Source organism: Thauera sp. 28 (assembly GCF_000310145.2).
Classification (GTDB): Bacteria; Pseudomonadota; Gammaproteobacteria; order Burkholderiales; family Rhodocyclaceae; genus Thauera; species Thauera mechernichensis.
On record NZ_AMXA01000003.1, the window covers coordinates 35,736 to 49,488 of the forward strand.

The window sequence follows — 13,753 nt, forward strand, 5'->3', positions numbered from 1 at the left end:
GGGTGGCCCGCGGTCATGCGTTGCGCCAGTCGGGCACGACACCGTGTTCGAGCGCGAACGCCTGCGCCTGCACGGTACGGCGCTGGAAGCGGTCAGCCTCCGGCTGCGTCGCCAGCCAGCACATCACCGCGGCTGGCACCTCCGGTGGCGCCACCCCCTTGCGCATTGCCAGCACGCCTTTGTCGCCAATCGTGGCGCGCAGCGCTTCGGTCGTAACCACACCGGGGTTGATGGTGAACGCGCGGATGCCTTGCTCGCCGAACTCCGCGGCAAGCACCCCCGACAGGCGTGACACTGCCGCCTTGCCCGCCCCGTAGGCATACCCCCAGCCGCCCTTGCCGGCGGCCACCGGCGGGTCGCTCTCACCGGCACCGGAGGTGACATTGATCACCGTGCCGCCGCCGCGCGCGATCATCGCCGGCAGCAGGCACTGGGTGAGCACGACCGGCGCCATCACGTAGCCCTGGAACACCCGTTGCAGGGTCTCTCCCCCAAGCGCCATGAAGGGCAGGTTGAGGTCGCTGCCCTGATAGATGGCGTTGTTGACCAGCACGTCGACCTGCCCGTAATGGGCGAGTACGGCTGCAGCTGCGCCACGCACCGAGGCCTCGTCCAGCAGGTCCATGCGCAGCACCAGCACCTCGCGCCCGAGCGCGCGTACTGCAGCGGCGGTCGAGGCCAGGCTGCCGGCAAGGGGACGGCCCTCGGCATCGGTCAACGCATGCGCGTGTGTCTCACCCTCTTCCAGGGTGCGCGCGCTGATCGCCAGGTCGTAGCCCGCACGCGCGAAGGCGAGCGCGGTCTCGCGCCCGATCCCCCGGCTCGCGCCGGTAATGAATGCAACCTTGCTCATGGTCGGACGCCGTCTCCGCTGGGTTCAGAAGCGCTCGGGGCGCGTCATCGCATCCATGCCGCCATCGACGAAGACGACGGTGCCGTGCACGAAGCTGGCCTGCGCGGATTGCAGGAAGCACGCCACGTTGGCGATCTCATCCGGCGCGCTGTTGCGTCCGATCGGTGCCACGAAGTTGCGGATCGCCTCACCATAGCGGGCGTCGGCGCGCGAGGCGTCGAGCAGCGGCGTCTCCACTGCGCCCGGAGCCAGGACATTGAGCCGGATCCCCTTGGGGCCGAGCTCGACGGCCTTCTTGCGCGCGTACACCGTGATCGCGTACTTCGAACCCGCATAGGCGGCCTGCGGCATCGCCATCGCGTCGGCCTGGGTGCGCGCACCCGCTTCGTCATTGGCGAGCATGGCGCCGACCATCGGCAGCTTGTCCATGCCCTGGTGCACCGAGGCTACCGAGCCGATCAGCAGCACGGCAGGCTTGGTGCCGCGCTCGAGCGCAGGCGCCAGGCCATCGACCAGCTCGCTCATGCCGAAATAGTTGACGCTCACGATCAGGCTGCTCGACGGCGCGGTCGGCCCCAGGCCTGCACAACAGACCAGGCCGTCGAGCGTACCGCCGCAGGCCTCGAGCACCGCATCGACGGCGGCCTTGCGCCCCTCGGCGGACGCCAGATCGGCGACGATGTCGGCGTTCTGGCGGTCGATGCCGATGACGCGCTGGCCTGCGGCGAGGAGTTGATCGCGGATCGCGGCGCCGATGCCCGACGCGGAACCGGTAACGACAGTGACGCTCATGTGAATCTCCCTCGACCCCCGGTGGGGGAACATGTCAATGCCGCAGTATCACCAGCGCAACAACGGCCCGGCATCGTCCGCGCGGACTAAGCCCTCGCCCCCCGGCCTGCTCTAGAATCGCGCTCATCGACCGTTCCTCCAGGAAGCTTGCCATGAAGCCGCCGCCGCATCTGCTCCTCGCCCTGATGATCGGTCTCGCCACAGCGGCGATGCCGGTGCATGCAACGGAAAGCGCCGCGACAACGCAGCGCGCACAACAAGCCGCCGACAGCGGCTCGCGCGCACAGGCACTGCTCGACCGCGCCGAACGACACCTGGTGGACAAAGGCGATGAGGCGCTCGCCAGCTTCAGCCGCGCCGGGGAGTTCGTCGAAGGCGAACTCTACGTGTACGCGATCGACACCCAGGGCAACTTCCTTGCCAGCGGCGGAAGCTCGATCACGCTGATCGGGCGCAACGTCACCGACCTGCAGGACAGCGAGGGGCGCAGCTTCATGCGCGAGATCCTCGATGGTGCCCGCGCGCAGGGCGCAGGTCGCGTCGAGTACCGCTGGCGCAACCCGAGCACGGGACGCAACGATCCCAAGATCGCCACCTACCGCAAGGTCGGCGAGCGCATCCTCGTGGTCGGCTACTACACCCCGTTCGCCAGCCTGGAACTGGCCAAGTCGCTGCTGTGGCGTGCCGTACACCAGTACAAGACCCAGGGCGACGCCGCCTTCGCCCGCTTCAACAGCCTCAACGGCGGCTTCGTGCAGGACGACCTCTACGTGTTCGTGATCGGTCTCGACGACGAGATCGTGTACGCCAACGGCGGCCACCCGCGCTTCGTCGGCCGCAAGGGCGGCGAGCTGGCCGACACCAACGGCAAGCGCTTCATCCGCGAAATGATCGATGTCGCCCGCGACCGGGGCGAGGGCGAAGTCGAATATACCTGGCGCAACCCGCTCACGCAGAAGGTCGAGCACAAGCGCAGCCACGTCATCCGGGTGGATAACTACCTTTTCGGCGCGGGCGCATTCACCGGCCCTGCGCGCTGAACCGGCGCCCAGGCGCCGGGTTCAGGCGATACGGCTCAAGGCGGCCACGCTGTTGAGCATGATGCGCACCAGCTCGGTCTGACGCCTGACGCCGGTCTTGGAAAAGATCGAGCGCAGATGGGCGCGCGCCGTGTTGCGACGGATGTTGAGCGCCTCGGCAGCCTCTTCCAGTGACAGGCCGTTGGCCAGCTCCATGGCGAGCGCAGTCTCTGCCGGTGTCAGGTTGAAGAGCTGCTTGGCCGCCGCCGTGCTGGCGAGCGACTTTCCGGCCGCATCGCGGATATAAACCATCGCCGCGGGGTGGCCCTTGCCCTCGGCCCACTCCTGCGAGGGCACGGGCTCGACCACGATCCCCAGGCTGACCTGCCCCGAGGGGCGCGACACCGACATGGCCTGCGCCAGCGTAGGCGGACTGCCGGCGTGGCGGAGAAAGGCATTGCGGATGAGCTGCTGCAACTCGCGGTTGTCGCTCGGATAGGAGGCCTCGAGCCGCCCGCCGACCAGCTTCAGGCCATCGTTCGCAGCCACCAGCTCGCGCGCGATCAGGTTCTGCTCGAGCACCTTGCCGCTCTCGTCGAGCACGATGGTGCCGACCGACAAACGGCCGATGGCATCGGAGTACAGCGCCCCCATCGACTCGCTGCGATCGAGCAGGTTGTGCACATGCAGCGCCCGGCGCAGATGCGGCAGCAGCGCCTCGCAGCGCGCACGATCGACCGCGTCGAAGTTCTGCGCCGCCTCGCCGCGCGTGATACGAAAGCGCAGCTTGCCACCGTCGGGCGTCGAGATGTCCGCACCCATGACATGGAACACATCCTTGGGCGCGCACCAGTGCTGGAAATAGGGCATGCGCCGCCACTCAGCCTGGGTCATCAGGTCATCGACGGTGAACACCTTGTCCACCGGCTGATTGACGAAGGGCGTGCTGTCGTGGCCATAGGGCAGGTAGGTCACCCGGTCGCCGCCCTCGACCCCGACCGCGATCATGAGGCCAAGATTGCCCTCGTCGGGGCTGCGCAGGATCAGGGTAACGTAGTTCGCCTGGAACAGCGCACGCAGCATCTCCAGCGCATTCGGCCAGCCACGGCTCTCGAGCGACGCGTCGTAGAGCGCCGAGACGATGCGGTCGTAATCCGCGAGATCCAGATCAATGTTGGCCAAAACCCTATCCCTCATCGACGCAGCCGCTGCACGCGCCGCTAAGCCTGTGCGATCCCGGACGTCAGGGCCGGCACCGCCTCGAAAAGATCCGCAACCAGGCCGTAGTCGGCGACCTGGAAGATTGGCGCATCCGGATCCTTGTTGATCGCCACGATCACCTTGGAATCCTTCATGCCTGCCAGGTGCTGGATCGCACCCGAGATCCCGACCGCCACGTAGAGCCCCGGCGCCACGATCTTGCCCGTCTGGCCCACCTGGTAATCGTTGGGAACGAAACCGGCATCGACCGCCGCGCGCGACGCACCGAGCGCTGCGCCCAGCGTATCAGCAAGGGGTTCGAGCACGCGGTGATAATTTTCACCGCTGCCCAGCCCCCGACCACCGGAGACGACGATCGCCGCTGCGGCCAGCTCCGGGCGCTCGGACTTGCTCAATTCGCGGCCGACGACGCGCGACAGCGCCAGGTCCGGGCCGGCTTCGAGCGTGCTCACCACCGCGCTGCCGCCGGCAGTCGCCTGATCGAAGGCGGTGGTGCGCACGGTCAGCACATCCAGCGCCTGCTCAGACTCGACCGCCACCATGACGTTCCCGGCGTAGATGGGGCGCAGATAACGGCCCGGCGCATCGATCGCCACCACGTCGGACACCGCTGCCGCGTCGAGCAGTGCGGCCGCGCGAGGGGCGAGATTCTTGCCGAAACTGGTGGCCGGGGCAAGCACGGCCCGGTAGCCGCCCGCGCCCGCCACGCGCTGCACCAGCGCAGCGAGGTTCTCCGCCAGCGGCTCGGCATAGTGCGCAGCCTCGACCAGCAGCACCCCGCTCACACCCGCCAGCGTTGCCGCCTCGGCGGCAACCGCCGCACAACCGTGGCCGGCAACCAGGACGTCGACCTCGCCACCGAAACGGCTCGCCGCCGTCACCGTGTTGAGGGTCGCCGCAATCAGGCGGCCGTTGTCGTGTTCAGCAATGACCAGTGTCTTCATCGTTCGCCTCAGATCACCTTCGCTTCGTTGCGAAGCTTGTTGAGCAGTTCCGCCACATCGGCGACCTTGATGCCGCCCTTGCGCGCGGCGGGCTCCGCGTGACGCACATGGCGCAGACGCGGCGTGATGTCGACGCCGAGTTCAGCGGCCGGCAGCACCTCGAGCGGCTTCTTCTTCGCCTTCATGATGTTGGGCAGGGTCGCGTAGCGCGGCTCGTTGAGGCGCAGGTCTGCGGTCACCACCGCCGGCAGCTTGAGCTCGAGCGTCTCGAGGCCGCCATCGATCTCGCGCGTGACCGCTACCACACCCTCACCTACCGCCACCTTCGAGGCGAAGGTGGCCTGCGGCCAGCCCATCAGCGCAGCAAGCATCTGCCCGGTCTGGTTGGCATCGTCGTCGATCGCCTGCTTGCCGCAGATCACCATCTGCGGCTGTTCGCGCCCGGCCACCGCCTGCAGCAGCCTGGCGACCGCCAGCGGCTGCAGCTCGGCGTCCGTCTCCACCAGGATGGCGCGATCTGCACCCATCGCCAGCGCACTGCGCAGGGTCTCCTGACTTGCTCCGCTACCGCAGCTCACCGCGACCACCTCGGTGGCGACACCCGCCTCGCGCAGGCGTACCGCCTCCTCGACGGCGATCTCGTCGAAGGGATTGATCGACATCTTCACGCCGGTCAGCTCGACTCCGCTCTGGTCGGACTTGACCCGTACCTTCACGTTGTAATCGACGACCCGCTTCACCGGGACAAGAACCTTCAAGTCTTTCTCCTTGCTCACTTATTGATTGCGCCCGCGCGCTCAGGCCGCAAGCGGCTCGCGGCGCAGCATGACAACATTGGCATTGAAGCTCACCACCACCTCGTCGCGCTGGTTCAGCAACTCGAAGCGCGACACCAGGATGCCCCGCTCCGGCCGGCTGGCGGGGCTGCGCTCGACATGGGTGACGCGCACTCGCAGCGTGTCGCCTGCCACGCCCGGGCGATGGAAGCGCAGGTTCTCCCAGCCACGGCCGGCGATCGACGCCGTCTCATCGCTGGGAATGGAATGACTCAGGCGGATGGTGATCGACAGCAGATGGACGCCCGCGGCAAACAGCTGCCCGATCGGCGACCTGGCCGCCGCCGCCTCATCCACATGGGGCGGAAACGGATCCCACTCGCTCGCAAAGGCCTTGATGTTGGCGGCGCTCAGCACATAGTGCTCGGACGATTCACGCGGCACATCGAGTTCGACGTCTTCCCAATAGATCATGCGCTCACCCCTTCGGCGACCGGGTAATCGGTATAGCCGGCAGCGCCCGGCGTGTACAGCGTCCTGCGGTCGAAGCGGGCGAGCGGCAGGCCGTCGCGCAGACGGCGAACGAGATCGGGGTTGCCGATGAAGTCGCGCGCGAAGGACACGGCCTCGCCCTGCCCGGCCGCGAGCGCAGCCTCGGCCGAGGCGGCGTCGAAGCCGTCGTTGAGGATCAGGCTGCCGTCGAAGCCCGCGCGGGCGAGCGCGAAGGCATCGACGTCGGGCGACTCGGCGCGCATCACGTGGGCGTAGGCCAGGCCCATGTCCTTCACCTGGCGCAGCAGCTCGGCATGGGTGGCGACCGTGTCCTCGTCCTGAATGTCGTTGTAGCTGTTGCCGACGCGAAAGCGCAGACCGACGCGCCCGGCGCCGATGGCTGCGGCCATCGCCTGCAGGCACTCGGCCACGAAACGCACGCGATTGGCGACGCTGCCGCCATAGGCGTCGGTGCGCTGGTTGGTGCCCGAGCACATGAACTGCATCGGCAGGTAGCCGCTGGTGCAGTGCAGCTCGACGCCGTCGAAACCGGCTTCGCGGGCCTTGATCGCGGCCTGCGCATGCTCGGCCACCGCGGCGTGCACTTCTTCGGTGGACAGCGCGTGCGGCGTGTCGTAGGGCTGCATGCCGGCGCTATCGGTGAACACTTCGCCCGCGGCGCGGATCGCCGACGGAGCGACGGTGGCCACGCCCTCACCCTTGATGTGGTGGCTGCCGATGCGGCCGCCGTGCATGACCTGCAGCACGATGCATCCGCCGCGCGCATGCACGGCGTCGGTCACCTTGCGCCAGCCGGCGACCTGCGCGGCGGTGGCGATCCCGGGCTGGCGGCAGTAGGCCTGGCCCTCGGCGCTCGGCGAGGTGCCCTCGGCGACGATCAGGCCGGCCTCGGCGCGCTGGGCGTAGTAATCGACCATCAGCTCGCCGGGCACGCCCTGCGCGTCGGCGCGGTTGCGCGTCATCGGCGCCATCACGATGCGGTTGGCGAGCTCGAGGTCGCCCAGGCGCACCGGGCTGAAAAGGCGGGAAAGCGCTGCCATGACGGCGCTCACAGCGCGGTCACCAGCACCGACGAGCGTCCGCCATCGACCGGCAGGCTCGCGCCAGTGATGTAGGACGCCTCGTCGCTGGCGAGGAACAGGATCGCGTTGGCGAGCTCCTCCGGCTGCCCCACCCGGCCCATCGGAATCAGCTTCTCGGTGTTCCTGCGCGAGGCCTCGTCAGCCAGCATGCCGGCCGTCGCCGGGGTCTCGACCACCGCGGGGATCACCACGTTGACGCGGACGCCATGCGGCGCGCCCTCGGCGGCTGCGGCGCGCGAGAAGTTGTCGATCGCCGCCTTGGCCGCCGAGTACCCGGCCATCCACGGCGTGCCGAGCTGGCCGCAGATCGACGATACGTTGACGATCGCGCCGCCCTTGCCCTTCATCAGGCGCATCGCGGTACGCGTGCCCCAGAAGGTGCCATCGACCGAGGTCGCGAAGTTCGCATGCCAGTCGGCGGTGCTCATCTCCTCGATGCTGCCCCAGGTGTAGGCCATGGCGTTGTTCACCAGCACGTCGAGGCGGCCATGGCGCTGCGCCGCCGCCTCGAGCGCGGCGGTGAAGCCCGCCTCGTCGCTGACGTCGGCAACTACAGCCTCGGCCTTGCCGCCGGCTGCGACGATACCCGCCACGACCTCGTCCAGTGGCTCACGGCGGCGGCCGCACACCACCACCGTCGCGCCCTCCTGCGCAAGCCTCGACGCCGTCGCCGCACCAATCCCGCTGCCGCCGCCGGTCACGAACGCCACCTTGCCCTGCATACGAGCTGCCATGTCATCTCTCCTCACTGATGCCGCACGTCGGCTGCGGCGCACCTGCTTGACCCTTGCGGACGATCGGCGGGCTCGCGTTTCGTCCGCCTGTTGCCCAAGGGTAGGAAAAGCCCCCCGCCACGCCATCGTCCGATGAGACTAGCGACAATGGACGAGAGAGGCCGGAGGCTTGCGTTGACGAACGAGGGGCGGCGAGCAAAACGCCCGCCGCCCCTCACTGCTGCACCCGCGTGATCAGAGACCTGCGCGCCGCGCGGCCTCGGGCCCGAAATCGCGCTCGCTGAGCTTGCCGGTGTTCAGCGTGTAGCCGTTGCGCTGCTCGTTGACGAGGTTGAACGCCAGGTAGGTCCCGGTCTGCAGATCGTGGTAGAGGCCCACGCCTGCCTGCCAGGTGTTGGCTTCATAGGCGTAGAAGTAGTTCATCATCGAAGTACGCCACAGCCCGCCGCGGGCGTCGTAGTTCTCGGCCATCTTCATCAGCCAGCTGTCCTCATCGACGTACATGACGCGCTTGCCGTAGAGGTGGCGATAGCCTTCCTTGAGCGTCCCCTCCAGCACCCACACGCGATGCAGCTCGTAGCGCATGTAGTCGGGGTTGATGTGGCCGGGCTTGAGCAAATCCGCGTACTTCACATCCGGTGAATGCAGCCGGTAGGTGTTGTAGGGAATATAGAGCTCGCGCTTGCCGACGATCTTCCAGTCGTAGCGCTCGGGCGTACCGTTGAAGAGGCGCACCTCATCCACCGTGATCGAGCCACCCGTGCCCGGGAAGGACATGTCGAAGCCATAGCCGGGCGACTGGCGGACACGGCGGGTGCCCGGGTCGTAGCGCCAGCTCTGGCGCGGCGCGGCCTTGTGGTTCCAGAACTCCATGCCGGTGTTGATCTCGCCCTTGTCGCGCTCGGGCAGCAGGGTCTCGTTCATGTAGTAGGACGATTGCCGGCCCTCGGCGGTGCTGGTGCGCTTGCCCGGCTCCAGGTGCGGCGCAAGGTTGCGCGACTTCACCCGCCCCCAGTTAACCTTGCCGTCGGCGAGCACGTAGGCGTTGTCGGAAATCAACTCCTCGGTAAAGGGCCGATAGGTGAAGATCGACGAGGTCCACAGCAGCTCGAGCCCCGTCTTGGGGAAGGGGAACAGGATGCCGCCGGTGGTCGCGATCACGCCCTCCCCGCCATCCACCAGTTCCGCGTTGGCGGCGTTCTCGCGCGTGACGTCGCACACAGCGTCCGGGAAGCGGAAGTCGCGCCGGCTCTGGTACACCGGCATGCGGAAGGTCTGCGGGTATTTCTGGAACAGCGCCTTCTGGCCGTCCGACAGGCGGTCGGCGTACTGCGCCATGTTCTCCGCGGTGATGACGAAGAGCGGCTTGTCGTCCGCATAGGGGTCGATCGGATGGCTGCCCGTGCCCTTGAAGTCCACATGCGGCGGCACACCCAGCCACTTTCCGCTCCACTCGGGGATGCTGCCCTCGGCATTCCCCGCACGCTCGGCGCCGACGCAGGTCAGGTCCTTGCCAAGGCGGGCGATTTCCTCCGCCGTGGCGCGCGCCTGAAGATCGGGCGCCTGCAGCAGCGTGGTCGCAGCGACGGTAAAGAGGAGTCCCTTGATCGTTACGTTCATTGTCGTGAGCCTCTGATGTTCAGAAGGTGTACTTCGCGTTGAAGGACACGTAGTCGCGGTCGGCCATCATGCGCTGCTGCTTCACGCTGGGCGAGCCGAGGTAGTTCACCCAGGTGATGCCGAGCGCGAGGTTGCCGAGGTACTTGAAGTCCGCACCCAGGGTCAGGCGCTTCTCGTCACGCCCCATGCCCGAATAGGCGCTGCCTTGCACGTTCTGCGTCCAGATCGCGCGCGTGCTCAGGTCCCAGCCGCTGAAGATGCTCGGGTAGTCGAAGATGGCGCCCAGGCCGACCAGGGTCGAACCGCGCGTCTGGCCGTCGTAGACGTACTTCGACGAGGTATCGACCGCGACGCCCCCCATGCTGATGGTCAGGGGATCCACACCCATGATGCGCTGATGCACGATCTCGCCCATCAGCGTGGTCTGGTGCGCGAGCTTGCTCGGCCCGAGGATGTAGAGCGCGTTGGCGTTGCCCTGCAGGTAGCTGCCGCGTGCGGGCGAGCCGTTCTCCAGATAGACCGGCGCGCCGTCGCGGTAGCTCAGGTCGCCACCGAACTGGACCGAGTCGCCGATCTTGCTGCTGACGCTGATGCCGGTCAGCCTGATGTCGTCGAAATAGGCCAGCTTGTAGTAGGGCGTGCTGCCCGGCGAAGCCTCGCGACCGAAACGCGAGAACGACGAGTACTGCGTATCGCCGGTGAAGTCGAACAGCATCGCGCCAATGCGGTCGTGGTAGCGGTAGTGGAACACCCCCACCTCGAGCGCATCGCTGAGCTGGTAACGCAGGCCCACGCCCCACTGTCCGGAATCCTTGGGCTTGATCTCGCCGGCGAAATTCGCCACCGCAAAGCTGTTGTCGGGCAGGCTCGAGATCACACCTGGCGCAAGGCGCAGGAACTCCGCCCCAGGCCCAAAGACATCACTGCCGAAGAAGTCCCCGACCGGGTTGAGGCGGGTCTCTTCCCACTTGTACTGGTAATAGCCGGTCAGGCTGAGCGCATCGGTCAGCGTCAGGCTCGCCGACAGCTGTCCGACCGGCAGGTAGGACTCCTTGGCCTCCGTGCCCGGCACGTTGAACTTGGTCGCATCGACCGGCAGCTGGCCCTGGCTGATGTTGGGCCAGAACAGGCTCTCGCCCCAGGCCACGACGTGGCGGCCGAGCTTGACCGACAGGTACTGGTCGTTGCCGACCACCCAGTTGCCGTAAACAAAGGCGTCGAGCAGCTGCGCGTCCTGGCCGCTGCGTTCGCGCGTCTTGCGCACGAACTGGTTGGCAGGGCCGATCTTGTTGACGGTGTCCGGCGAGTCATTGTCGTTGCTGCTGCGGTAGACGCCATCGTAGAAGATGTTGCCACGCAACATGGCGCCGACGTTGTCATGCCTGAGGCGGAGTTCGCCCAGGGCGCTGGCGCGGTTGTTAACCAGCGCACCGCGCTTGAAGTTGCGCGTGGCGTCGTCGCTGTTGAGGTCGTTCAGGTACTCCGCGGCCGGACGCGACGTTCGCGCTGAAGCCGTGTAGGACAGCGTCAGCGACGAATCGAGCGTGGTCTCGTCGCCCAGATAGATGGTCTGCGCCGCATGGGCGCCGCTGCCGATGAAGGCGATCGCGAGCGGCAGCGTGCGAAACGCCAAGCCACGCAGCGACCCTGCACCCTTGCGGGCAGGTGCCGAAAGTCTCATACCCTTGCTCCTTTCTTCGAGTTTTATTTCGTGTGGACAAGCAAGCCGCGACGCAGCGCGCCGGGCAGGCCAAAGGCTGCCCGCGGGTCATGCCCGAGGCATCACCCATTCGGACTAGCGAGCCGATGGAGACGGCGACCGTCCGGCCCGGAAGCCGTTGAATCGGATAAGTCGGGGCGGCGTGCAGCGGGCGACGCTGCTGATTCAGCCCGGGAATCGCACGCGCAGTCGCTCGGTGGTGGGCAGCGCCTGGCAGCTCAGGGTCCAGCGCTTGGCGAGATCCTTGGCATCGAGCACCTCGTTGTGGCGCAGGTGCACCTCGCCCTCGACCACCTGGCACATGCACGATGCACACATGCCGGCCTGGCAGGAATGCGGCGCGTTGATGCCGGCCCTGAGCGCGGCGTCGAGCAGAGTCTCGGTGCCGGCCACGTCCAGCACATGCACCTCGCCATCGAGCTCGAGCTCGACCGTTGCGCGCTCCACCGCCGCGGCCGGTGCGGGTGCCGCCGCATTGATGGCGGCGACATCCTCTTCGTCGGGCAGCGACACGAAGCGCTCGACGTGCACGCGCTCGGCCGCCATGCCGGCCTTGTCGAGCGCCGACACCATGGCGTCCATGAACAGGCCCGGGCCGCAGATGAAGGCCTCGCCCTGGGACCACGGCCGCGCCAGCTCGGCCAGCTGCGCCACCGACGGCACGCCCTGCACCGAATCGAGCCAGTGCACGACCTGCAGCCGCGCCGGGTGCGCGGCGGCAAGCGCGTTGAGTTCTTCGCGGAAGATCACCGAGCGCTCGTCGCGGTTGGCATAGAGCAGGCCGATGCGGCCCTGGCCGTGCGCCAGCGCCGAGCGCAGGATGGAGAACACCGGCGTGATGCCGCTACCGCCGGCGCAGAGCAGGAAATCGCCCTGCAGGGAGGCCGGCGTGAACACGCCGGCCGGCGCCATCACCTCGAGCGTGTCGCCCGGTCGCACGCGATCGCACACCCAGTTCGAGCCGCGCCCGCCCTGCACGCGCTTGACCGTCACGCGCAAGGTCTCGTCCAGCGTGGGCGCGCTCGACATCGAGTAGCAACGCGGCAGATGACGGCCCAGCACCGGCAGGCGCAAGGTCAGGAACTGGCCGGGCCGGTACCTGAAGGTCTCGGCCAGCTCGGGCGGCACCGCGAAGACGATCGACTTCGCGTCGTGCGTCTCCTCGACAACCGCCTGGACCTTGAGGGTGTGGTAGCGCTGGGCTGTCATCTTGCGTCGTTCTCCGTGCGCGGCGGACCGTCAGATGTAGGGGTCGGCGTTGGGCAGACCCAGCATCACCGCACCGTGCGCACGCGCATAGGTGTCGGTGTTGTTGGCGATGTGGCCGCGCGCCTGGTGGATGTCGCGGAACACGCGCTCGATCGGGTTGCTCTTGTAGGTCCCGGAGGCCGCACACGCACGCATCAGCTCGCTGGCCGCCGCGGCGCACTGCTTGGGCACCTGCGAGGCCTGGGCGCGCTGCATCAGGCGCTCCTCCACCGGCATGCGCTCGCCGGTCTTGGCGCATTCGACGATGCGCGCGTAGTTGCGGAACAGCACCAGCTTGAGCTGATCGGTGGTCATCATCGCCTCCGACACCGCCTGCTGGGCATTGACGTCCTCGGCGGTCTTCGCGCCGTGCTTGCCCACGTGAGCTGCCGCCCGCTCGCGGAAACTCGCGATCGCACCGTCGAGCGCGCCGATGCAGGCCGACGACACCGCACGCTGGAAGACCTGGGTGAAGGGGATCTTGTAGATCCAGCCAGGGTTGGTCTGACGCCCGGGGCAGCCGGCGTCGCTATGGTCGTTGGTGCGGTGCGTGCGGTGCTCGGGCACGAAGCAGCCATCGACCACGATGTCGTGACTGCCGGTCGCGCGCAGGCCGAGCACATCCCAGTTCTTCTCGACGCGAAAATCGGCCTTCGGCAGCAGGAAGGTGGCGTGCTCCAGCGCGCCGGAACCGTCCTTCTTCGGCAGCAGGCCGCCGAGGAAGATCCATTCGCAGTGCTCCACGCCGCTCGAAAAGCCCCAGCGTCCCGAGAAACGGTAGCCACCGTCGACCGCCTCGGCCTTGCCGGTGGGCATGTAGGTCGACGCGATCAGCACGCCGGTGTCCTTCGCCCACACGTCCTGCTGCGCCTGCTCGGGGAAGAGCGGCAGCTGCCAGTTGTGCACGCCGATCACGCCGTAGATCCAGGCGGTGGACATGCAGCCCTCGGCGAGCGCCATCTGCACGCGGTAGAACACCCGCGGGTCGAGCTCGTAGCCGCCGAAGCGCCGCGGCTGCAGGACGCGGAAGAGGCCCGCCTCCTTCATCTCCTGCACGGTCTCGACCGGCACCATGCCCTCCGCCTCGGCGGCACGGGCGCGCTCGGCCAGCCGCGGCGCCATGGCGCGTGCACGCTCCACCAGCTCGACCGCTTCCGGCGTCATGTAGTCTTCGGCCAGAATGCCGAGAATGTGATCCTTGCCAACTGCGCCCATCTTCGTATCCTCCGAG

Annotated in this window: 13 protein-coding genes; 1 reads left to right on the plus strand and 12 read right to left on the minus strand. The window is 67.7% G+C overall.

The window, feature by feature from the left end; translation table 11 throughout:
• Window positions 1–13: 13 nt before the first annotated feature.
• Both C662_RS03525 and C662_RS03530 read right to left on the minus strand, forming a co-directional pair.
• Window positions 14–853: an SDR family NAD(P)-dependent oxidoreductase gene (locus C662_RS03525; protein ID WP_002925055.1), complete on the minus strand. Its 840-nt coding sequence runs from the start codon at window positions 851–853 to the stop codon at window positions 14–16.
• A gap of 24 nt (window positions 854–877) precedes the next feature.
• The gene (locus tag C662_RS03530) at window positions 878–1,645 is read right to left on the minus strand and encodes an SDR family oxidoreductase (protein WP_002925058.1); all 768 of its coding nucleotides are present in this window, start codon (window positions 1,643–1,645) and stop codon (window positions 878–880) included.
• Window positions 1,646–1,797: 152 nt separating this feature from the next.
• Here C662_RS03530 and C662_RS03535 point away from each other — a divergent pair, with 152 nt between their 5' ends.
• Window positions 1,798–2,685 (plus strand): cache domain-containing protein, encoded by an 888-nt coding sequence (locus tag C662_RS03535; RefSeq protein ID WP_002925060.1) that lies wholly within the window; start codon window positions 1,798–1,800, stop codon window positions 2,683–2,685.
• A 21-nt stretch (window positions 2,686–2,706) separates the two neighbouring features.
• Here C662_RS03535 and C662_RS03540 read toward each other — a convergent pair whose 3' ends face one another.
• From C662_RS03540 to C662_RS03585, 10 genes are all read right to left on the minus strand, one after another.
• Complete coding sequence (locus tag C662_RS03540) at window positions 2,707–3,846, minus strand: helix-turn-helix transcriptional regulator (protein WP_002925061.1); 1,140 nt, start codon at window positions 3,844–3,846, stop codon at window positions 2,707–2,709.
• 38 nt (window positions 3,847–3,884) lie between these two features.
• Window positions 3,885–4,829: an electron transfer flavoprotein subunit alpha/FixB family protein gene (locus C662_RS03545; protein ID WP_002925062.1), complete on the minus strand. Its 945-nt coding sequence runs from the start codon at window positions 4,827–4,829 to the stop codon at window positions 3,885–3,887.
• A gap of 8 nt (window positions 4,830–4,837) precedes the next feature.
• Window positions 4,838–5,587: an electron transfer flavoprotein subunit beta/FixA family protein gene (locus C662_RS03550; protein ID WP_002925064.1), complete on the minus strand. Its 750-nt coding sequence runs from the start codon at window positions 5,585–5,587 to the stop codon at window positions 4,838–4,840.
• Between the two features lie 39 nt (window positions 5,588–5,626).
• Window positions 5,627–6,079, minus strand: a complete 453-nt coding sequence (locus C662_RS03555) for a MaoC/PaaZ C-terminal domain-containing protein (protein WP_002925065.1) — start codon at window positions 6,077–6,079, stop codon at window positions 5,627–5,629.
• Window positions 6,076–7,158 carry an alkene reductase gene (locus tag C662_RS03560; RefSeq protein ID WP_002925067.1) on the minus strand — a complete coding sequence of 361 codons (1,083 nt, stop codon included), beginning with the start codon at window positions 7,156–7,158 and terminating at the stop codon, window positions 6,076–6,078. Before C662_RS03560 ends, C662_RS03555 begins: the two co-directional genes overlap by 4 nt.
• Window positions 7,159–7,166: 8 nt before the next feature.
• Complete coding sequence (locus C662_RS03565; RefSeq protein WP_002925069.1) at window positions 7,167–7,934, minus strand: SDR family NAD(P)-dependent oxidoreductase; 768 nt, start codon at window positions 7,932–7,934, stop codon at window positions 7,167–7,169.
• A 234-nt stretch (window positions 7,935–8,168) separates the two neighbouring features.
• Window positions 8,169–9,554 (minus strand): DUF1329 domain-containing protein, encoded by a 1,386-nt coding sequence (locus tag C662_RS03570; protein WP_002925071.1) that lies wholly within the window; start codon window positions 9,552–9,554, stop codon window positions 8,169–8,171.
• A gap of 19 nt (window positions 9,555–9,573) precedes the next feature.
• A complete protein-coding gene (locus tag C662_RS03575; RefSeq protein WP_002925073.1) occupies window positions 9,574–11,235 on the minus strand; it encodes a DUF1302 domain-containing protein in 1,662 nt (553 codons plus the stop codon).
• Between the two features lie 204 nt (window positions 11,236–11,439).
• Window positions 11,440–12,483 (minus strand): ferredoxin--NADP reductase, encoded by a 1,044-nt coding sequence (locus tag C662_RS20635; protein WP_002925076.1) that lies wholly within the window; start codon window positions 12,481–12,483, stop codon window positions 11,440–11,442.
• A 30-nt stretch (window positions 12,484–12,513) separates the two neighbouring features.
• On the minus strand, window positions 12,514–13,737 hold the full coding sequence (locus C662_RS03585; RefSeq protein ID WP_002925077.1) for an acyl-CoA dehydrogenase family protein: 1,224 nt from the start codon (window positions 13,735–13,737) through the stop codon (window positions 12,514–12,516).
• Between the last annotated feature and the right edge of the window lie 16 nt (window positions 13,738–13,753).